We start from the raw sequence: 20267 nt of genomic DNA, 5'->3' as shown, positions 1-20267 counted from the left end.
ACAAGACAGGATCGAGCATAAAATGCAGATCAAAAAAAACCCTTCACGATAACGTGAAGGGTTTTATCTGGCAGGGGCGGAGAGACTCGAACTCGCGACACCCGGTTTTGGAGACCGGTGCTCTACCAACTGAGCTACGCCCCTATATTTCTCTTAACATTATGCCTGCTAAAATTAGCAGGCATAATTTTTAATAAGTGGCGGAACGGACGGGGCTCGAACCCGCGACCCCCTGCGTGACAGGCAGGTATTCTAACCAACTGAACTACCGCTCCACCGAATTTCTTTACAACCACCGGATTGCTCCGGCTTACTGCTTAATTTGATGCCTGGCAGTTCCCTACTCTCACATGGGGAAGCCCCACACTACCATCGGCGCTACGGCGTTTCACTTCTGAGTTCGGCATGGGGTCAGGTGGGACCACCGCGCTATCGCCGCCAGGCAAATTCTGTTTCATTCTAACCGTCATACGTTGCTTACGCGCTCGCACAACCATCAGAACCAATCTTCGAACAAGCTGAATATCGTTCTCTATGAGTCTTTCATCACCCACAAAACACCTTCGGTGTTGTAAGGTTAAGCCTCTCGGGTCATTAGTACTGGTTAGCTCAACGTATCGCTACGCTTACACACCCAGCCTATCTACGTCGTCGTCTTCAACGGCCCTTCAGGGACATCAAGTGTCCAGGGAAGACTCATCTCGAGGCAAGTTTCCCGCTTAGATGCTTTCAGCGGTTATCTCTTCCGCACTTAGCTACCGGGCAATGCAATTGGCATCACAACCCGTACACCAGTGGTGCGTTCACTCCGGTCCTCTCGTACTAGGAGCAACCCTCTCAATCTTCCAACGCCCACGGCAGATAGGGACCGAACTGTCTCACGACGTTCTAAACCCAGCTCGCGTACCACTTTAAATGGCGAACAGCCATACCCTTGGGACCTACTTCAGCCCCAGGATGTGATGAGCCGACATCGAGGTGCCAAACACCGCCGTCGATATGAACTCTTGGGCGGTATCAGCCTGTTATCCCCGGAGTACCTTTTATCCGTTGAGCGATGGCCCTTCCATTCAGAACCACCGGATCACTAAGACCTGCTGCACCTGCTCGAGCTGTCACTCTCGCAGTCAAGCTAGCTTATGCCTTTGCACTAACCTCCTGATGTCCGACCAGGATTAGCTAACCTTCGTGCTCCTCCGTTACGCTTTGGGAGGAGACCGCCCCAGTCAAACTACCCACCAGACACTGTCCGCAACCCGGATTACGGGCCTACGTTAGAACATCAAACATTAAAGGGTGGTATTTCAAGGTTGGCTCCATGCAGACTGGCGTCCACACTTCAAAGCCTCCCACCTATCCCACACATCAAGGCTCAAGGTTCAGTGTCAAGCTATAGTAAAGGTTCACGGGGTCTTTCCGTCTTGCCGCGGGTACACTGCATCTTCACAGCGAGTTCAATTTCACTGAGTCTCGGGTGGAGACAGCCTGGCCATCATTACGCCATTCGTGCAGGTCGGAACTTACCCGACAAGGAATTTCGCTACCTTAGGACCGTTATAGTTACGGCCGCCGTTTACCGGGGCTTCGATCAAGAGCTTCGCCTTGCGGCTGACCCCATCAATTAACCTTCCGGCACCGGGCAGGCGTCACACCGTATACGTCCACTTTCGTGTTTGCACAGTGCTGTGTTTTATTAAACAGTTGCAGCCAGCTGGTATCTGCGACTGGCTTCAGCTCCATCCGCAAGGGACTTCACCTACGCGCCAGCGTGCCTTCTCCCGAAGTTACGGCACCATTTTGCCTAGTTCCTTCACCCGAGTTCTCTCAAGCGCCTGAGTATTCTCTACCTGACCACCTGTGTCGGTTTGGGGTACGATTTGATGTTACCTGGAGCTTAGAGGCTTTTCCTGGAAGCGTAGCATTGGTTACTTCATCACCGTAGTGACTCGTCATCACGCCTCAGTGTTAACGATGACCCGGATTTACCTAAGTCACCCACCTTCACGCTTAAACCGGGACAACCGTCGCCCGGATAACCTAGCTTTCTCCGTCCCCCTTCGCAGTAACACCGAGTACAGGAATATTAACCTGTTTCCCATCGACTACGCTTTTCAGCCTCGCCTTAGGGTCGACTCACCCTGCCCCGATTAACGTTGGACAGGAACCCTTGGTCTTCCGGCGTGCGGGTTTTCACCCGCATTATCGTTACTTATGTCAGCATTCGCACTTCTGATACCTCCAGCAACCCTCACAGGCCACCTTCAACGGCTTACAGAACGCTCCCCTACCCAACAACGCCTAAGCGTCGCTGCCGCAGCTTCGGTGCATGGTTTAGCCCGTTACATCTTCCGCGCAGGCCGACTCGACCAGTGAGCTATTACGCTTTCTTTAAATGATGGCTGCTTCTAAGCCAACATCCTGGCTGTCTATGCCTTCCCACATCGTTTCCCACTTAACCATGACTTTGGGACCTTAGCTGGCGGTCTGGGTTTTTCCCTCTTCACGACGAACGTTAGCACCCGCCGTGTGTCTCCCGTGATAACATTCTTCGGTATTCGTAGTTTGCATCGGGTTGGTAAGTCGGGATGACCCCTAGCCGAAACAGTGCTCTACCCCGAAGATGAATTCACGAGGCGCTACCTAAATAGCTTTCGGGGAGAACCAGCTATCTCCCGGTTTGATTGGCCTTTCACCCCAGCCACAAGTCATCCGCTAATTTTTCAACATTAGTCGGTTCGGTCCTCCAGTTAGTGTTACCCAACCTTCAACCTGCCCATGGCTAGATCACCGGGTTTCGGGTCTATACCCTGCAACTTAACGCCCAGTTAAGACTCGGTTTCCTGCGGCTCCCTATTCGGTTAACCTTGCTACAGAATATAAGTCGCTGACCCATTATACAAAGGTACGCAGTCACCTAACAAGTAGGCTCCCACTGCTTGTACGTACACGGTTTCAGGTTCTATTTCACTCCCCTCGCCGGGGTTCTTTTCGCCTTTCCCTCACGGTACTGGTTCACTATCGGTCAGTCAGGGTATTTAGCCTTGGAGGATGGTCCCCATATTCAGACAGGATGTCACGTGTCCCGCCCTACTCATCGAACTCACAACTTGTGCATTTTGTGTACGGGACTATCACCTTTACTGTGCGACTTTCCAGACGCTTCCACTAACACACAAACTGATTCAGGTTCTGGGCTCCTCCCCGTTCGCTCGCCGCTACTAGGGGAATCTCGGTTGATTTCTTTTCCTCGGGGTACTGAGATGTTTCAGTTCCCCGGTTCGCCTCATTACGCTATGTATTCACATAATGATAGTGTGTCGAAACACACTGGGTTTCCCCATTCGGGTATCGTCGGGTATAACGCTTCATATCAGCTTACCGACGCTTATCGCAGATTAGCACGCCCTTCATCGCCTCTGACTGCCTAGGCATCCACCGTGTACGCTTAGTCGCTTAACCTCACAACCCGAAGATGTTTCTTTCGATTCATCATCGCGCTGCGATTATTTGAGAGACTCATTGACAGACTGACTCACCACGACACACCCGAAGGCCGTCATGTATGTTCAGCTGTCATGTTTCAATTTTCAGCTTGTTCCAGATTGTTAAAGAGCAATATCGTAAACATGACTCCGAAGAATCATCTTTAAGATATTCATGATAATGTCTTTCACTCATTATCGGATTGGCGTCCCCAAGGGGATTCGAACCCTGTTACAGCCGTGAAAGGGCAGTGTCCTAGCCTCTAGACGATGGGGACACGAAAATCCGTACCGAATTAAAATCCGGCACTATCGCGTCAGCATGAGTTAACACTCATTACATCAACAGGTGCGCTTGCTCAGTATTTTCATCAGACAATCTGTGTGAGCACTTCACTTAACACACATCTTCTTGGTAAGGAGGTGATCCAACCGCAGGTTCCCCTACGGTTACCTTGTTACGACTTCACCCCAGTCATGAATCACAAAGTGGTAAGCGCCCTCCCGAAGGTTAAGCTACCTACTTCTTTTGCAACCCACTCCCATGGTGTGACGGGCGGTGTGTACAAGGCCGATTCACCGTAGCATTCTGATCTACGATTACTAGCGATTCCGACTTCATGGAGTCGAGTTGCAGACTCACAATCCGGACTACGACGTACTATGAGGTCCGCTTGCTCTCGCGAGGTCGCTTCTATACGCCATTGTAGCACGTGTGTAGCCCTACTCGTAAGGGCCATGATGACTTGACGTCATCCCCACCTTCCTCCGGTTTATCACCGGCAGTCTCCTTTGAGTTCCCACGTGCTGGCAACAAGGGATAAGGGTTGCGCTCGTTGCGGGACTTAACCCAACATTTCACAACACGAGCTGACGACAGCCATGCAGCACCTGTCTCAGAGTTCCCGAAGGCACTAAGCTATCTCTAGCAAATTCTCTGGATGTCAAGAGTAGGTAAGGTTCTTCGCGTTGCATCGAATTAAACCACATGCTCCACCGCTTGTGCGGGCCCCGTCAATTCATTTGAGTTTTAACCTTGCGGCCGTACTCCCCAGGCGGTCGATTTAACGCGTTAGCTCCGGAAGCCACGCCTCAAGGGCACAACCTCCAAATCGACATCGTTTACAGCGTGGACTACCAGGGTATCTAATCCTGTTTGCTCCCCACGCTTTCGCACCTGAGCGTCAGTCTTTGTCCAGGGGGCCGCCTTCGCCACCGGTATTCCTCCAGATCTCTACGCATTTCACCGCTACACCTGGAATTCTACCCCCCTCTACAAGACTCTAGCCTGTCAGTTTTGAATGCAGTTCCCAGGTTAAGCCCGGGGATTTCACATCCAACTTAACAGACCGCCTGCGTGCGCTTTACGCCCAGTCATTCCGATTAACGCTTGCACCCTCCGTATTACCGCGGCTGCTGGCACGGAGTTAGCCGGTGCTTCTTCTGCGGGTAACGTCAATCGATGAGAGTATTAATCTCACCGCCTTCCTCCCCGCTGAAAGTGCTTTACAACCCGAAGGCCTTCTTCACACACGCGGCATGGCTGCATCAGGCTTGCGCCCATTGTGCAATATTCCCCACTGCTGCCTCCCGTAGGAGTCTGGACCGTGTCTCAGTTCCAGTGTGGCTGGTCATCCTCTCAGACCAGCTAGGGATCGTCGCCTAGGTGAGCCATTACCTCACCTACTAGCTAATCCCATCTGGGCACATCCGATGGCAAGAGGCCCGAAGGTCCCCCTCTTTGGTCCGAAGACGTTATGCGGTATTAGCTACCGTTTCCAGTAGTTATCCCCCTCCATCAGGCAGTTTCCCAGACATTACTCACCCGTCCGCCGCTCGTCACCCGGGGAGCAAGCTCCCCTGTGCTACCGCTCGACTTGCATGTGTTAGGCCTGCCGCCAGCGTTCAATCTGAGCCATGATCAAACTCTTCAATTTAAGATTTGTTTGATTTGCTGAACTCGTCAGCGATGCTCAAAGAATTAAAACTGTTTATTCGTAATGAATTTACTGTTGTTCACTCTTCAAGACTTTTATATCGTTAAGATACGGTCTTGTGAGTGCCCACACAGATTGTCTGATTATATTGTTAAAGAGCAGTGCCACTTCTACGGTGGCGCGGGCTGCATATACTATGCTAATCCGCTTTAAAGTCAAGTCATTACTGACCGTCTTTATTAAATCTTTTTCTGTCACCCCAACCGCGTGTCGCTGTTGCCGTGTCAGTGGAGGCGCATTATAGGGACTTCTCGGCGGCTGACAAGTGCTAAATGCAAAATAATTATCGTTTGTCTACTATTCACCCACAAAGCGATTAAAGTGGCAGTTTTTCCAGCGAATCGAAGCCATAACGCTGCAATATTGGCCAGAGAGTCGCTACCTTAGGCGTAATTGTCAGGCAATAAACCAGATTTTTATCTGTCGAAAGTGGAGGATTATCCAGATTAGCAATCAACCATGCTGTTCTTTTAGCTATAGCAGCACCAGAATCGACAAGACGTGTACCATCTGGCAAGGCCATTTTCAGTTCTTCTGCTAATAATGGAAAATGCGTACACCCAAGCACGACCGTATCTGGCGGTTCCGGTAAACGCAGCCAAGGGCGCAGAATTCTTTGCAGTTCAGAAATGGAGATCGGCTCCCCCTGCAATTTCGCTTCTGCTAACTCGACCAGTTCTGACGATCCCAATGACAAAATCTGGCAATCCGTAGCAAAGCGAGCAATCAGCTCATGTGTGTACGGACGTTGAACGGTTGCCCGTGTCGCCAGTAGGCCAACAACGCCGTTGCGCGTCAGCTTAGCCGCCGGTTTAACCGCTGGGACAACGCCCACGACAGGAAAAGTAAAGCGTTCACGTAAAGCAGGAAGGGAAATCGTACTTGCCGTATTGCAAGCAATCACAACCAATGCGAGCTGATGGCGTTGTTGAACTGCACTTACAATCTCAACCACGCGCTCAATAATAAATTGCTGTGATTTCTCACCATAGGGAAACGCTTCGTTATCGAATGCGTATATATAGTGAAGATCCGGCAGGAGTTGCCGGATCTCATCATAAACAGACAGCCCACCTACGCCGGAGTCAAACACCAGAACCGTAGGGCGGGATGGCAGGTTAGAAGGTATAGCTTCCTGTGAGATAGTATTCTCGCCCTGCCGTGCGGTAGCCATATGCCGTCTCGTAATCTTTATCAAACAGGTTGGCGATTCTACCACGAACTGTCAGATGTGAGGTGACTGGATATGATGCGGCGAGATCCCAAGTACTATATCCGCCGAGCTTGACAGGTTGCGAAGGGAAAACATCGAAATTAGTATCGGAACGAGCTCCCTGGTAAAGCCACGTCAACGACACATTGATATTATTTTCCAATGTCGTAGAAAGTTCATACTTTGCTTTCTTATGAGCACGACGAGCTAAGGCTTTATCTGCCGTTTTATCCTTGGCATCCAAATACTCCAGAGTTACCTGATGCGACAACCACCATGTATCATAGGCGGCCGTAAACTCAGCCCCGGTCATTACCGCTTTGCCGATATTATCGTATGTCCCCAGCATCGGAGTAATCGAACGGTAGTTGATTAAATTATCAACCTCATTTCGGTACCCAGAAAGACGCCAGTTTACCGGACCACTTAAGCCTTCCACGCCAAGTTCCCACTGCTTACTTTCTTCAGGTGATAAATTGGGGTTCCCCTGTGAGAATGCCGTGTCATATATCTTGTCAAATGTTGGCGCTTTAAATGCCGTACCGTAAGAGCCTACGAATCTATAACCGTCAACAAACTCCCATGCAGCGCCTGTTTGCCAAGTGCCATGTCGGCCATATTGTTGATTATCATCACCACGTACTGCGCCTTCTAGCGTAACAGAGCCAAATTGCTGCTGAGTAGTCAGATATACCCCTGTATTATCGCGGCTTTGAGCATTCGTATACGCAGACATGCCTCCCGCTTCAGCGCGTTCATTGCGCCAATCTGCCCCCAGACTTAAGCTGCCATTGCCAACATTGAAGACGTTACCCCATTGCAAGTTACGTTGCTCAATTTGCGTAATTGTTCCGTTATATTTTCCGGTAGCGTCGTTAAAATTAAGATCATCATAGGTTTGGTAGCTAGCTATGAGTTGGCTGGAATATATACCTTCGTTGAATTTCAGCCCAGCATCATAATTTCGAGTATTCAAATAGCGCTTATCACTACTACCGCTAAAAACAGCGTCATAATCCGTATTATTGTCATATCCATAAGCACGGACAAAACCGGAAGTACTTTCAGAAAAACGCTGTTCTAACGCTCCCCAAAAAGATTTACTGCGATAACCATCACTATCTCTATCAGCCGGCAAAGACGAGGAAGGATAAACATTATATCCGTGAGTCGCTTCATAGCTTCCTGCAACGCTCACTACGGTATTATCACTCACGTGGCCACGTACTGAGCCATCATAGTTTTGGTAAGCATGCGAACCGTAACCGGCATTTAGCACCCCGCCATCCTGGGCACGTTCAGTAATAATGTTAATAACCCCGCCGATAGCGTCAGAACCATAAACCGCTGAACGAGGACCGCGAATATATTCAATACGCTGTACCAGCGACATGGGTATTTGGCTAAAATCAATACTGCCCGTTACACCAGGAGATGCCATACGAACACCATCAACCAGTACCAACACATGGCTCGCACTTCCACCACGAATAAATACCGATCCGAGCTGCCCTCGCCCTCCATTCTCAGCAATATCGACTCCCGGCAAACGGCGCATAACATCATTGAGCGACTTGGCCTGCCAGCGATCGATATCAGCTCGCGTTACAATGCTGTTTGCTGCCAACACCGAAGAAACCGGCTGTGCGAAACGATTTGCTGTTACCACCACGTCATCGGTTTTTTTTTCCGATGACGAATTTAGAGATGAACTGTTTTCCTGCGCCCAGCCAGAAAATGCCGTGACAGAAAGCGCCGTCAGCAGCGAAATTTTTTTAATCATTGTTAAAGCATCCGAGAAATAATAAGGATGCCGCAGGCTCTGTTAATAGCACGCGATATGCAGAACCAATTGCGACGTATTCCGGCAGGTCTTCGGGCTTGGATGCCGTTGTTACCACAAACCATAAACAACGGTAAGGGATACAACGAAAGCGATGACTTCCCACCCTCAAAATATGAAGGCAGTGTCTGCATAATAATGCTATCGCCGGGGCATTCCTTACCGCTGCGCGTCAGCTCCAGATTTACACTGGATTCCCTTTTGACTTGTGAAACAAGGCCGGACGCTCATCCTACAATCGCGAATTGCGGAAGTCTAGACTTCTATATCACTACAGGATAATAACGTAACAAAACTGGACTTCCTGGCCGGATTCCCTACAATTCCCGGCCAATAACCCCCTTTTAGACGCTGTTCAGACGAGAAAATCATGACGCCAGAAATCCTGCCTATCGAAGACTATGACGACCAGCTTGCCGAGAAAACAGAGCGTCTGCGTGGAATGATGGCACCTTTCAACGCGCCGGAGCCTGTCGTCTTCCGTTCTCCCGTCAGCCACTACCGGATGCGTGCCGAATTCCGTATCTGGCACGATGGTGACGAGCTTTATCACATCATGTTTGACCAGCAAACCAAACAGCGCATTCGGGTCGATCGCTTTCCAGCAGCCAGTGAACTGATTAATCACCTGATGCCTGAGCTGCTTGCCGCAATCCAACCTGACTCCGTACTGCGCCGTAAACTGTTCCAGATAGATTATCTGTCAACCCTAAGCGGCGAAGTGATCGTGTCTCTGCTGTATCACCGCGCACTGAACGAAGAATGGCAGGAACATGCCCGCGCACTGCGCGATAGCCTGACGGCGCAGGGGTTCCGTATACAGTTGATTGGTCGCGCGACGAAAACCAAAATCTGCCTCGATCGAGACTATGTCGATGAATGTCTGCCTGTTGCAGGCCGGAATATGATTTATCGACAGGTGGAAAACAGCTTCACGCAGCCAAATGCCGCGATAAATATTCAGATGCTGGAATGGGCATTGGATGCAACGGCGGATTCGAAAGGGGATTTGCTGGAGCTGTATTGCGGCAACGGCAATTTCTCTCTCGCGCTGGCAAGAAACTTCGAGCGCGTGCTGGCGACCGAAATCGCTAAACCATCCGTCGCGGCGGCACAATATAATATCGCCGCGAATCAGATAGAAAACGTGCAGATTATCCGCATGGCGGCAGAAGAATTTACGCAGGCCATGCAGGGCGTACGCCAGTTTAATCGCTTACAGGGCATCGACCTGACAAGCTACCAGTGTGAGACTATTTTTGTTGACCCGCCGCGCAGCGGACTGGATGACGAAACGGTGAAATTGGTACAGGCGTATCCGCGCATTCTTTATATTTCCTGCAACCCGGAAACGTTGAGTAGCAACCTGCAAACGCTATCGGAAACCCACGATATTCGCCGTCTGGCGCTGTTCGATCAATTCCCTTACACCCACCATATGGAGTGCGGCGTACTGTTGGAAAAACGTCAGTAACGCACACAAACTGGCGGGTCACCCCGCCAGAATACACTCGCTACAGCGTTTCGCTCTCTTCTGCGGATACAGAATCCGTTTCTTTTCTGCGGCGCAGCTTCAGGCCAATCCAGAAAACCAATACTACGCACAGGATCGAGGGAATAAAGTTCGATCCAATGGCGGGATATTCGACGCGCACGATGGCGCTGTAAATCAGTAATCCCAACAGAAAACTAGCCGCCACCAGTATCGGAATGCCTTCCGGCATACTGTGGTGCAAATAACGTTCATGCAGGCAGTAGATCGACAATACCAACGCAATCAGAGGAAAAATCGAGAATGGAACAATACTGCTGAACAAGGCGGCAAATGCGCCGTTGACGGATAAGCCCGCAATCAGCGCCAGAACCAGCGTACCTTTTTCTTGATGAGGTTTTTCTGTCATGGTTTCTCCCTTCTCATGTTGGTATAGAGGATTTATGGCACGGTAAAGCTGCTGTCGTGTTCTTTTCTGTACCAGTAATAAGCACCTTTGGCTATCATCCGCAGTTGCAGCACCAGCCGTTCTTCCAGCTGTTTACGCTGTTCCAGAGAAACATCCAAGGCTTCTGCTCCCGCACTGAAAACAATCGTCACCATCGCTTCTGATTGCGCTTCTGCGAAGCTGCGAGGAATGTGATTTTCCACCTCAAGATAATCCGCCAGCTCAGCGATAAAATGCTGAATCTCCCGCGCCACCGCCGCACGGAACGCCGCCGATGTCCCTGAACGCTCACGCAGCAATAACCGGAAGGCATTAGGATTATTACCGATAAATTCCATAAAGGTGGAAACCGACGTCCTGATCACACTACCCGTTTTGGCAATACGTTGCCGAGCCTGCCGCATTAGCTGGCGCAGCATTAATCCGCTTTCATCAACCATTGTCAGCCCCAGCTCATCCACATCTCGAAAATGACGATAGAAGGACGTCGGCGCGATACCCGCTTCGCGGGCAACTTCACGCAAACTCAAGCTGGCAAAGCTGCGCTCAGCGCTTAACTGGCTAAATGCAGCTTCGATAAGGGAACGACGGGTCCGTTCTTTTTGTTGTGCTCTGACACCCATTATGCTGCCCAAATGATCTCTCCCCTTTCCAGAGGGGCACTATAGCAAACTTTATTGTCCGCAGAATGAGACAAAGTTTGCCATATTAAGAATGTGAGAATCTGTTTCCATAGTAAAGGCAGGGATGATTGGGTTCTGCCACAGTCAATGCTACAATCGCACATGTTACAGTCGCGTTATTAATTTGTATAAAAACAGGTTTAACCTACCATGACTCTAGAACATCAATTCGATTATGATGCCATCGTTATTGGTTCCGGTCCCGGCGGTGAAGGTGCAGCAATGGGATTGGCCAAGCACGGTGCCAAAATTGCGGTGATTGAACGCCACTACAATGTCGGCGGCGGCTGTACCCACTGGGGTACGATTCCTTCCAAAGCCCTCCGCCACGCCGTCAGCCGTATTATCGAGTTCAATCAAAACCCCCTCTACAGCGACAACTCCCGCATTATTCGCTCCTCATTCTCCGACATCCTGCGCCATGCCGACAGCGTCATTGGTCAGCAAACCCGTATGCGGCAAGGGTTTTATGAGCGTAATCAGTGTGAGCTGTTCTCTGGTGAAGCCAGCTTTATCGACGCCCATACGATTGCCGTTCATTACCCAGATAATACCCATGAAACGCTGACCGCCGCGAATATCATTATTGCGACCGGTTCACGTCCGTACCACCCGGCAGAAGTCGACTTTAACCATCCGCGTATTTACGACAGCGACTCTATTCTTCAACTCGATCACGAACCTCAGCACGTTATCATCTACGGTGCGGGCGTTATCGGCTGCGAATACGCCTCTATCTTTCGCGGCCTGAGCGTTAAGGTCGATCTCATCAATACCCGCGATAGGTTGTTGGCTTTTCTCGACCAGGAAATGTCGGATGCGCTGTCCTACCACTTCTGGAACAACGGCGTGGTTATCCGCCACAACGAAGAATTCGAGAGTATTGAAGGGCTGTCTGATGGTGTCATTGTCAATCTGAAATCTGGCAAGAAGATGAAAGCAGACTGTCTGCTCTATGCCAACGGGCGCACGGGGAACACGGAAACGCTGGGGCTGGAAAATATCGGCTTAAGCACCGACAGCCGCGGGCAGCTCAAGGTCAACAGCATGTACCAGACGGCGCTGGCGCATATTTATGCCATCGGCGATGTCATTGGCTATCCTAGCCTGGCATCGGCAGCGTACGATCAGGGTCGACTCGCCGCACAGGCGATCATCAAAGGCGATGCCAGCGCGCATTTGATCGAAGATATTCCTACTGGCATTTATACCATCCCAGAAATCAGCTCCGTGGGGAAAACCGAGCAAGAGCTCACCGCGATGAAAGTGCCTTATGAAGTCGGGCGGGCACAGTTCAAACATCTGGCACGGGCGCAGATTGTTGGGATGAACGTGGGGAGTTTGAAGATTCTGTTTCACCGCGAAACGAAGCAGATTTTGGGTATTCACTGCTTTGGTGAGCGCGCCGCTGAGATTATCCACATCGGGCAGGCCATCATGGAACAAAAAGGTGAAGGTAATACTATCGAATACTTCGTTAATACCACCTTCAACTATCCAACCATGGCAGAAGCTTACCGCGTGGCGGCGCTGAACGGATTGAACCGCTTATTTTGACAGGTTTTCCATATAACCTTGCATGTGCTCGCGGATGGTATCAGCAAGCTGCTCATAGCGTCCGCGCAGCGGTGAACCGGGGCGATACACCAGCGCGATAGTGCGCTTAGGCTCTGGTTTATAACATGGCAAATAGCAAACGCCATCGCGCTCGCGCTCACGCGGTACCGACAACGACGGTAGCAGCGTAATCCCGCTTCCGGCGGCGACCATGTTGCGCAGTGTTTCCAAGCTAGTCGCCCGGAAATGCGTATCTTCATCCGCTCCAGCTTGAAAACAAAAGCCCATTGCCTGATCGCGCAGACAGTGGCCATCTTCCAGCATCAGCAGCTTTTCACCTGCAAGATCGGACATCGCCACGCGTTCGCGGTTCGCCCAAGGGTGATCCTGATAAATCGCTAGCTTCATCGGCTCATCAAACAGAGGAACTTCAATAAAGGCTTCAGACTCTTTCACCATCGCCAGAATGGCGCAGTCAAGTTTGCCGCTGTCCAATTGCGCGAGCAGTTGATGGGTTTGCGCTTCGTGCAAATACATTTCGAGTTTGGGGAAGGTACGATGCAGCATCGGAATGATTTGCGGCAACAGGTACGGTCCCACAGTAGGGATCAGGCCAATATGCAACGGCCCAGACATGGTTTCCCCCTGCTGGCTTGCCATCTCTTTTAATACCTTGACCTCACGTAGCACCGTGCGTGCCTGCTCGACCAGCAGCAGCCCTGCTTGAGTAAACAAGACCTTACGGCTGGTCCGCTCCAACAGCATCACGCCTAGTTCATCTTCCAGTTTACGAATCTGTCCACTGAGCGTGGGTTGACTCACATGGCAGGAATCTGCTGCACGCCGAAAGTGACGATGTTCTGCCAGCGCGACAAGATACTCTAAATCCCGAATGTTCATTATTATTCTCCTTATCATGATAGCTAACAGCGATAGATAGGATACCAACGAACGATAATCCCTATCAACATCCAAAATGAATAATATATCCCTAAAAGCGCGCCTGCTTATTGCAACCTCCCGTCACGCTATAACGAGCAGGCTAATGTATTCAAGTGATTTGACGATGACAGCATTTTGTGTTCTTCGATCACACAAAAAGGCGTGATGGGGGCTGGGAAATACGATGCGTAGGCTGAGCGATTAACAATACAAATAGGCACAAAGCAACAGAGGGAGAATGTGGGGAGTTGGCAAGGTTTATGTAGTCAAAGGAGCAAGAGAAGAAATGATTCAGTCCGTTACGGCACATCGAAACATACGAATAGGAATCTCATCCCTGAGACTCCTCCCTTTCCAGGCTCCCACAAGCCATAGATTCAGCTATTCCAATACCTAAATCTATCGCAACGGCGTGGCAGCCTTGTTTCTTCCTGAAATCTTGCGCGCTACTTTAGCGCGTCGCTTCTGGACGCACGCCCAGTGTGTGGCAAATAGCGTAGCTCAACTCAGCGCGGTTCAGCGTGTAGAAGTGGAAATCTTTTACCCCTTCGCGGCTCAGGATTTTCACCATGTCCATCGCAATAGAGGCACCGACCATTTTGCGGGTTTCCGGGTCGTTATCCAGACCGTCAAACACGCTTGTCATCCAGTTCGGCACGCGCACGTTTGTCATCGTGGCAAATTTTTGTAGCTGCTTGAAATTTGATACCGGCAAGATCCCCGGTACGATCTCTACGTCGATGCCCGTTGCCACGCAGCGGTCACGGAACCGCAGATAGCTTTCTACGTCGAAAAAGAACTGTGTGATAGCGCGATTCGCGCCAGCATCAATCTTGTGTTTCAGGTTAATCAGGTCAGCCTGCGCGCTTTTGGCTTCAGGGTGCACTTCAGGATAAGCGGCAACCGAAATATCGAAATCACCAACCTCTTTCAGCAGGGAAACCAGATCCGCCGCATACATTTCCGGTTTGCCGCCTTCCGGGGGCAAATCGCCACGCAGCGCAACAATATGACGAATACCGCTCTGCCAGTAATCCTGCGCGATGTCACGCAGTTGCTCACGCGAGGCATCAATACAGGTCAGGTGAGGTGCCGCTTCCAGACCGGTACGCTCTTTAATCGTTTTGATAATGCTGTGAGTGCGGTCACGCTCGCCAGAATTCGCCCCATAAGTCACGGAAACAAACTTAGGCTTCAGGCTGCTCAGTCGATCAATCGAGCTCCACAGGGTTTCTTCCATCTCGCTGGTACGTGGCGGGAAAAATTCGAACGACACATTAATTCGTCCCTGCAATTCCGCCAGACTTTGATTCAGCGCTTCCCGCTGGTTTGCGTGAAAAAAGCTCATACCTGCTACCCCGTTGACCGTGATTGTTATTATCATTCGCCACACGTCTATACGTTTAGACGTCTATATAGAAAATGACGTAATCCGCTTAAAGAGTCAACGTTTTTCAGCCTGGTAGGTGGTGATGATTACTCACGGTAAATGAAAAAATTTCATGATGGGTTTCACGCAAAAGCGCAGTCTCGTAGTCACATTGTTATGGAAACGCGGGGACAGTTTCGTGCGCGATAATGTTGCTATTTTCATGCTACCTCGTAGCACGTTCCCGACGTGGCGCAAGCTCTCGCCGCGTCCTGCGGCTCATCCTAAGCCAGCTATCTCCTCAGCATAATTTTTTACGCCGGATAACAGCAAAACCCACAGAGTTCTGCATTATTTGTGTGCAATCACGATAACCTGGGAAATACGCCATCAGCCACAGGGGAAATCGTGAAAATGTACGGTATGCCCGTCTTCCGTCGTCAGAAAAATGGCGTACTGCGGGGCTTCCAGACTGACCTCAAATCCCGGCGCGAAACGCAGTGCAGACTGATGGTTGGTGCCACGTATCGTGCTGAACGAGATACCTCGCCAGCCACCGCTGGCAGGCCGGTGCACGTGCCCCGCCGAAATATGTCGTACATTACCGAAGCGGTGGCATATCTGGTACAGCACTTCTGCCACTTCGGGTGCCAACCGAACGTCATCAAGCGCCGGCAACCCGATCGACATCGGTGGATGGTGCAGGAACAGGAAGACATTCTTTCCTTTCGCAGCCTGAAGCTGTCGCTCAAGCCATGCCAATCGCACGGAGCACAGCGTTCCAGCCACTTCACCTACATGCAACGAGTCCAGCAGAATGACGCAATCGTCCTCTACCGTCGTCACGCTCTGCACAAATTCGTTTTCATCCACCAGCGTCGGGAACTGGGTCAAAAACACGTCCCGATCGTCGTGATTTCCCATCGTCACACGCCAGGGAACCTGTAGTTCAGCCAGTGCCGATGCCAGAAACGCATAGGATGCGGCACTGCCGTCATCGGATAGATCGCCAGAGATGACCACCAGATCGGCATCGCGATGATGGGCATTGATATCGGCAATCGCCGCTTTCAACTGCTGCGCGGGATCGCGACCGTGTAAATGGCCGCCCTGTGCGGTCAAATGAAGGTCGGAAAGCTGAATCAGTTTCATAGTTATCCTCGGTTTTTACTGTCCACGCACTATCACCCGACAATACCGTTACGCCGACTGGCGGCGGATTAACGGGGCAGCCACTTTCGCTCGGCACGCAGGTTCTTGCACCTGAGACTGGCGTCGGTCAAGCAGCGCCAACGCCTGTGCCGCCATCATTGCCGGGTCCTGACGAAACGTTGTCAACGCATAGGCATCCCATCCTGCGGCCGGAATATCGTCAAAGCCGATAACCATGAGATCCTGCGGCACGGTAAGCCCACACTGCTTTGCGCGATCGATCACGCCAAACGCCACTAAATCGTTAACACAGAACACCGCGTCCGGTCTGGCAGGCTCCGGGAGGGAGAACAGCGTCTGTCCCACCGTCAGCCCGTCGTCATAATCCGTATCGCCACCGCGCACCACGGTCACAGGCAACCCTAACCTATTCGCCTCATCACAAAACGCTTGCTCACGTTCAATGATATTGGGCGTTGCCGAAGCCGCGCCAGCCAGAGCCAAACGCGTTCTGCCCGATGAGGCGAACAGCCCTGCGGCCATCCTTGCGGCGGTATCATTATCAATATGTACGCTGTCACACGCGGGTTCATGCCGCCCGATGACAATCAGCGGCTGGCCGTTTAGCTGCGCCAGTTCGACAAATTCTTTCGGCGGCGAACCAGAAAGCACAATCGTTGCTTCCGCACGGTGGCCAAACAAAATAGAACGCGCTGCGGCCATCGCTTCTCGCACATGGCTGGTGTTGATCAGAACAGGAATCGAGCCACGTTGAATTAACGCCTGCGACAGCTCCGCAACCAAATTGGCACGAAACCCAACTTCAGGGTGCGTCACCACCAGCCCTACCAGACGGCTACTGTTTGCCAAGAGGCCACGCGCCAAATCGTTAACCTGATACCCTAGCTCCTGTGCCGCAGTCATGACCTTGGCATAAGTAGCAGCCGACACGCTTGCGCCGGGGGTAAAACTACGGGACACCGCCGAGCGTGATACACCTGCTCGACGTGCAACATCCTGTGCACTGACATAACCCGGTTTACCCACCGTCATTTCCCAATCCTTGCCATGACGTCAGCCTTCAAAAAACGCTCCACGACCAGCATGAACAGAACGGAAGGAATCAGCAGCACCAATGCGGTAATAGAGGCTATCTGATAGTTACCGCCCGCCCCTGCGGTATAGAGCAACAGCGGCATCATCTGTACATCCGGCGCACCCACGAAATAACTGCCGGTAAACTCATCCAACGACTCGAGGAAAACAAAGATGGCGGATGCCATCAGTCCCGGTATAGCCAGCGGCAGGGTAATATCGACAAAGGCACGCCATGGCCCGGCACCAATCGACCGTGCCGCCTGTTCCATTTCACGCCCCACAGCCGAGAATGCCGCCGAGGCAATCCAGACGGCAAACACCAATCCATGAACCGTGTGAACCAGCACAACCCCCAACAACGTGCCGTTTAACCCCCATTGATAGAACAGGCGAGCGATATTGACGTACACCGTCAGGTTCGGAAACGCCTGTGGGATCAGGAATATCAGCAGTATCAATCCACGAGCAGGCAGCGGCAGACGCGCCAGTGCATACCCAGCCGGAATCGCCAGCGACAGCGAAGCCAGCACAGTGAACACCGCAACCAGCACGCTATTTCCCAACGCTTCCCAAGCCACACCACGCGGCGAAAACACGCGCTTCCAGAAGGCAAAACCCCAGTCATTCGGCAGCAGGTGAGGATAGAACCATTTTTCCGCTACCGACCACAGCAGGAGGTTAGCCAATGGCCCAAAAATCAAGAAGATCAGCGTCCCCAGAATCAGCATTCTCGGAACCCACCACAGTACGTTCTTCATGCCTTCTCCCTCATGTTCAGCCGGAGATAAATCACGGCAAACAGGCCGGTCATCAGTAACGAAATCACTCCCAACGCGTTCGCTACGCCATAATCGCCGTAGGCGTTAATGCGGAAGGCAATATTAGCGGTGAGCATCGTCGGCGACTGGGCATTGATCATCATCGGCACGGAGAGTACCGACATCATGGTGACGAAAGAGAGAATAAGACCAGTGAGCAACGTTTGCCCAACCTGAGGCACCACAATTTCACACAAAATACGCAGGCGCGATGCGCCTAAGTTACGGGCAGATTCGATCATCGTGCGATCCAGTGACGCCATCGCGCCCGCAACCAACAGCGCCACAAACGGCGTCTGTTTCCAGACGAAAGCAAACACAATGCCGCGCCAGTCCAACCAATTGCTGGCGCTGGCCATATCGACAATGCCGAGCGTATCCAGCGCCCCATTCAACCAGCCGTTCTTGGCCAGAAACGTGCGTAAAATTTGCCCGGTCACGATAAACGGGATAAACAGCGGCCAGCGATAGACCCAGCGCAGCAGCGCCACCATGCGCGGGTTTTCCCCCAGTGTCAGGTAGCCGCCGATCATGACGGACAGCAGGCCAATCAGCAGCGTCGCGAGGCTCACAATCAGCAGAGTAAACAGGATATCAGGCAGATAGAGCGTTAATGCGGTGACAAAATTATCAATGCCCACGCCATTCTGACTGACGAAAGCCCCCCCAACCGACAGCCCCAGCGGTACGATAAAACAGACAGCCACCACCGCCAGCGCGGGTAGCACAAGCGCGATCCCCGCTAGTCGGGAAGAGAATTGGGATACTTGCAACATGAAGGTCTCCGCGCTCTGGCCTCATTCCGCCAGAGCGCCTGTGGTACTAAATGTATATACCCTAAATAATTCGAGTTGCATGACAAAACGTTGGCGTTTTGAACAACGCGAAGCGTTGACCCTTTAGGGCAAGACCCATTTATGGCCTTGTAACGCGGCAACCGCACGAGTCCCCAGGAGCTTACTCAGGTAAGTGACTGGGGTGAGTAAGGGCGGCCAACGCACAAGCAGCTTGAAGTATGACGGGTATAATTACTTCGCCATCGCCTGCTCATAGGCGTTCAAAATCGCGGTGTGGTAAGGCGCGATAGGGAACGTCTTGCCTTTGCTCGCCAGTTCATCGGGCGTTACGTCCGTGAAAAGGCGCCGCCAGACAGCGGGCTTCAGCTCGGCCTGAACGTACTTGGCATCAATCCCTGGATACCAGTTAAAACGCTCCACAATTCCTTCCGCTTGTACTTTGGCGCTGGTTGCCAGCTCGACAAACTGTTTAGCCAGTTCACGATTCGGTGCCTGCGCAGGGATGACATAGTGCATCGGCTGTCCCGGCATACCCGGTGCAGGAAGCAGCAGTTTGAAATTGTCTGGCAGTTGTCCACTCGCTTTCCAGGAATAGAACATATCGACCCATACCGGTCCCATGGCGATTTCGCCACGGCTCAACATATCGAGCGTGCCCGCATTGCCCGGCGTCAGCGTCACGTTCTTGTTAAAGGCTTTCAGGCGTTCAAACGCTGGCTGCCATTTTTTTGCTTCCGCTTCGTCAAACGGTCCGTTCATCAGCTTCTGTGCATCACCGCCGTAAGCGTAAATCCAGCCCATCACAAAACTGACGCCCGATGCACCGCCCTTAATCCCGTTATAGCCAAACATCTTCGGATTCGCGGCTGCCCATTGCTGGATCTCGTCATAGCTTTTAGGCGGGTTAGCGACCATACCAGGGTTATAGGCCAGCGCGGTCTGGCTACTGAACATCGGCATGACATAGCCTTTCACATCCGTCCCCATGGCTTTATCTGCTGCGGCCATGCTGACCAGCTTGCCGCTGGCGATATCATCGCGATATTTCAGCAAGTCACCCTTTTGCACCATAGGGCCGACAAATTTCTCATGCACGACTGCCACATCGGTGTCCCAGACTTTGGCTCCGGCGGCCTGCTGTGCATTGAAACGCTCAAGAATCTTCTGCGACCCCGCATCACCCGGCCCGGTGCCGACGGCACGTACTTTTACGCCGGGATGCTGCTTCTCAAACAGCGGCCCCAGATATTCATTGACATAGTCGACCATGTTTTGGTCACCCGCCGTCAACACTGTTAATTCCTGTGCCTGTACCGCCGCCAGCGGCGTACTCATCATCAGCGTTGCAGCAAAAATGCGTTTCATCTCATTTGTCT

General features: G+C 51.8%; 13 protein-coding genes, 3 tRNA genes, 3 rRNA genes and 1 riboswitch. Of the genes, 2 read left to right on the top strand and 17 right to left on the bottom strand.

Features of this window, described 5'->3' with window-relative positions; all coding sequences use genetic code 11:
* Positions 1–68: 68 nt before the first annotated feature.
* The 8 genes from E2566_RS00925 to btuB all read right to left on the bottom strand — a co-directional run bounded on the left by E2566_RS00925 (position 69) and on the right by btuB (position 8475).
* Positions 69–144: transfer RNA gene (locus E2566_RS00925), tRNA-Trp, on the bottom strand.
* A 54-nt stretch (positions 145–198) separates the two neighbouring features.
* A tRNA-Asp gene (locus E2566_RS00920) sits at positions 199–275 on the bottom strand.
* Between the two features lie 52 nt (positions 276–327).
* Positions 328–443, bottom strand: a 5S ribosomal RNA gene (gene rrf, locus E2566_RS00915).
* 130 nt (positions 444–573) lie between these two features.
* Positions 574–3459, bottom strand: a 23S ribosomal RNA gene (locus E2566_RS00910).
* A 227-nt stretch (positions 3460–3686) separates the two neighbouring features.
* Positions 3687–3760 (bottom strand) — tRNA-Glu (locus E2566_RS00905).
* Between the two features lie 138 nt (positions 3761–3898).
* A 16S ribosomal RNA gene (locus E2566_RS00900) occupies positions 3899–5419 on the bottom strand.
* The 16S, 23S and 5S rRNA genes sit together here with 3 tRNA genes alongside, the layout of an rRNA operon.
* Positions 5420–5795: 376 nt before the next feature.
* Positions 5796–6653: a glutamate racemase gene (murI, locus tag E2566_RS00895; protein ID WP_107168713.1), complete on the bottom strand. Its 858-nt coding sequence runs from the start codon at positions 6651–6653 to the stop codon at positions 5796–5798.
* Entirely contained in the window at positions 6598–8475 is a 1878-nt protein-coding gene (gene btuB, locus E2566_RS00890; protein WP_107168712.1) for a TonB-dependent vitamin B12 receptor BtuB, read from the bottom strand. The genes murI and btuB overlap by 56 nt, the downstream gene beginning before the upstream one ends.
* 66 nt (positions 8476–8541) lie before the next feature.
* Positions 8542–8772, bottom strand: a riboswitch (cobalamin riboswitch).
* 133 nt (positions 8773–8905) lie between these two features.
* Here btuB and trmA point away from each other — a divergent pair.
* On the top strand, positions 8906–10009 hold the full coding sequence (trmA, locus tag E2566_RS00885) for a tRNA (uridine(54)-C5)-methyltransferase TrmA (RefSeq protein WP_107168711.1): 1104 nt from the start codon (positions 8906–8908) through the stop codon (positions 10007–10009).
* A 40-nt stretch (positions 10010–10049) separates the two neighbouring features.
* Here trmA and E2566_RS00880 read toward each other — a convergent pair whose 3' ends face one another.
* Together E2566_RS00880 and fabR are read right to left on the bottom strand one after the other, a co-directional pair.
* The gene (locus E2566_RS00880; protein WP_107168710.1) at positions 10050–10436 is read right to left on the bottom strand and encodes a YijD family membrane protein; all 387 of its coding nucleotides are present in this window, start codon (positions 10434–10436) and stop codon (positions 10050–10052) included.
* 32 nt (positions 10437–10468) lie between these two features.
* Positions 10469–11098, bottom strand: coding sequence for an HTH-type transcriptional repressor FabR (gene fabR / locus E2566_RS00875; RefSeq protein WP_010308157.1), 630 nt, complete (start codon positions 11096–11098; stop codon positions 10469–10471).
* A 210-nt stretch (positions 11099–11308) separates the two neighbouring features.
* Between fabR and sthA the strand changes: the two genes are divergently transcribed.
* The gene (sthA, locus tag E2566_RS00870; RefSeq protein WP_012772922.1) at positions 11309–12715 is read left to right on the top strand and encodes a Si-specific NAD(P)(+) transhydrogenase; all 1407 of its coding nucleotides are present in this window, start codon (positions 11309–11311) and stop codon (positions 12713–12715) included.
* Here sthA and oxyR read toward each other — a convergent pair.
* From oxyR to E2566_RS00835, 7 genes are all read right to left on the bottom strand, one after another.
* Complete coding sequence (gene oxyR, locus E2566_RS00865) at positions 12707–13615, bottom strand: DNA-binding transcriptional regulator OxyR (RefSeq protein ID WP_010281486.1); 909 nt, start codon at positions 13613–13615, stop codon at positions 12707–12709. The genes sthA and oxyR overlap by 9 nt on opposite strands.
* A 493-nt stretch (positions 13616–14108) precedes the next feature.
* Positions 14109–15005 carry a methylenetetrahydrofolate reductase gene (gene metF, locus E2566_RS00860; RefSeq protein WP_107168709.1) on the bottom strand — a complete coding sequence of 299 codons (897 nt, stop codon included), beginning with the start codon at positions 15003–15005 and terminating at the stop codon, positions 14109–14111.
* A 411-nt stretch (positions 15006–15416) separates the two neighbouring features.
* Positions 15417–16178 (bottom strand): phosphodiesterase, encoded by a 762-nt coding sequence (locus E2566_RS00855; RefSeq protein ID WP_107168708.1) that lies wholly within the window; start codon positions 16176–16178, stop codon positions 15417–15419.
* 48 nt (positions 16179–16226) lie between these two features.
* Positions 16227–17231, bottom strand: a complete 1005-nt coding sequence (locus E2566_RS00850) for a LacI family DNA-binding transcriptional regulator (RefSeq protein ID WP_107168707.1) — start codon at positions 17229–17231, stop codon at positions 16227–16229.
* The gene (locus E2566_RS00845) at positions 17228–18034 is read right to left on the bottom strand and encodes an ABC transporter permease (RefSeq protein ID WP_107168706.1); all 807 of its coding nucleotides are present in this window, start codon (positions 18032–18034) and stop codon (positions 17228–17230) included. Before E2566_RS00845 ends, E2566_RS00850 begins: the two co-directional genes overlap by 4 nt.
* Positions 18031–18870, bottom strand: a complete 840-nt coding sequence (locus E2566_RS00840) for an ABC transporter permease (protein WP_107168705.1) — start codon at positions 18868–18870, stop codon at positions 18031–18033. The genes E2566_RS00845 and E2566_RS00840 overlap by 4 nt, the downstream gene beginning before the upstream one ends.
* 252 nt (positions 18871–19122) lie before the next feature.
* On the bottom strand, positions 19123–20256 hold the full coding sequence (locus E2566_RS00835) for an extracellular solute-binding protein (protein ID WP_107168704.1): 1134 nt from the start codon (positions 20254–20256) through the stop codon (positions 19123–19125).
* Positions 20257–20267: the final 11 nt, after the last annotated feature.

This window comes from Pectobacterium punjabense (assembly GCF_012427845.1).
GTDB lineage: Bacteria > Pseudomonadota > Gammaproteobacteria > Enterobacterales > Enterobacteriaceae > Pectobacterium > Pectobacterium punjabense.
The sequence above is the reverse complement of the archived record's forward strand: the minus strand, read 5'-3'. Positions and strand labels throughout refer to the sequence as shown.

Excerpts from the sequence above, each read along its gene's own strand:
- trmA (WP_107168711.1), top strand. The coding sequence starts at position 8,906 with ATGACGCCAGAAATCCTGCCTATCGAAGACTATGACGACCAGCTTGCC.
- E2566_RS00880 (WP_107168710.1), bottom strand. The coding sequence starts at position 10,436 with ATGACAGAAAAACCTCATCAAGAAAAAGGTACGCTGGTTCTGGCGCTG.
- metF (WP_107168709.1), bottom strand. The coding sequence starts at position 15,005 with ATGAGCTTTTTTCACGCAAACCAGCGGGAAGCGCTGAATCAAAGTCTG.
- E2566_RS00855 (WP_107168708.1), bottom strand. The coding sequence starts at position 16,178 with ATGAAACTGATTCAGCTTTCCGACCTTCATTTGACCGCACAGGGCGGC.
- fabR (WP_010308157.1), bottom strand. The coding sequence starts at position 11,098 with ATGGGTGTCAGAGCACAACAAAAAGAACGGACCCGTCGTTCCCTTATC.
- sthA (WP_012772922.1), top strand. The coding sequence starts at position 11,309 with ATGACTCTAGAACATCAATTCGATTATGATGCCATCGTTATTGGTTCC.
- E2566_RS00845 (WP_107168706.1), bottom strand. The coding sequence starts at position 18,034 with ATGAAGAACGTACTGTGGTGGGTTCCGAGAATGCTGATTCTGGGGACG.
- oxyR (WP_010281486.1), bottom strand. The coding sequence starts at position 13,615 with ATGAACATTCGGGATTTAGAGTATCTTGTCGCGCTGGCAGAACATCGT.
- btuB (WP_107168712.1), bottom strand. The coding sequence starts at position 8,475 with ATGATTAAAAAAATTTCGCTGCTGACGGCGCTTTCTGTCACGGCATTT.
- E2566_RS00850 (WP_107168707.1), bottom strand. The coding sequence starts at position 17,231 with ATGACGGTGGGTAAACCGGGTTATGTCAGTGCACAGGATGTTGCACGT.
- E2566_RS00835 (WP_107168704.1), bottom strand. The coding sequence starts at position 20,256 with ATGAAACGCATTTTTGCTGCAACGCTGATGATGAGTACGCCGCTGGCG.
- E2566_RS00840 (WP_107168705.1), bottom strand. The coding sequence starts at position 18,870 with ATGTTGCAAGTATCCCAATTCTCTTCCCGACTAGCGGGGATCGCGCTT.
- murI (WP_107168713.1), bottom strand. The coding sequence starts at position 6,653 with ATGGCTACCGCACGGCAGGGCGAGAATACTATCTCACAGGAAGCTATA.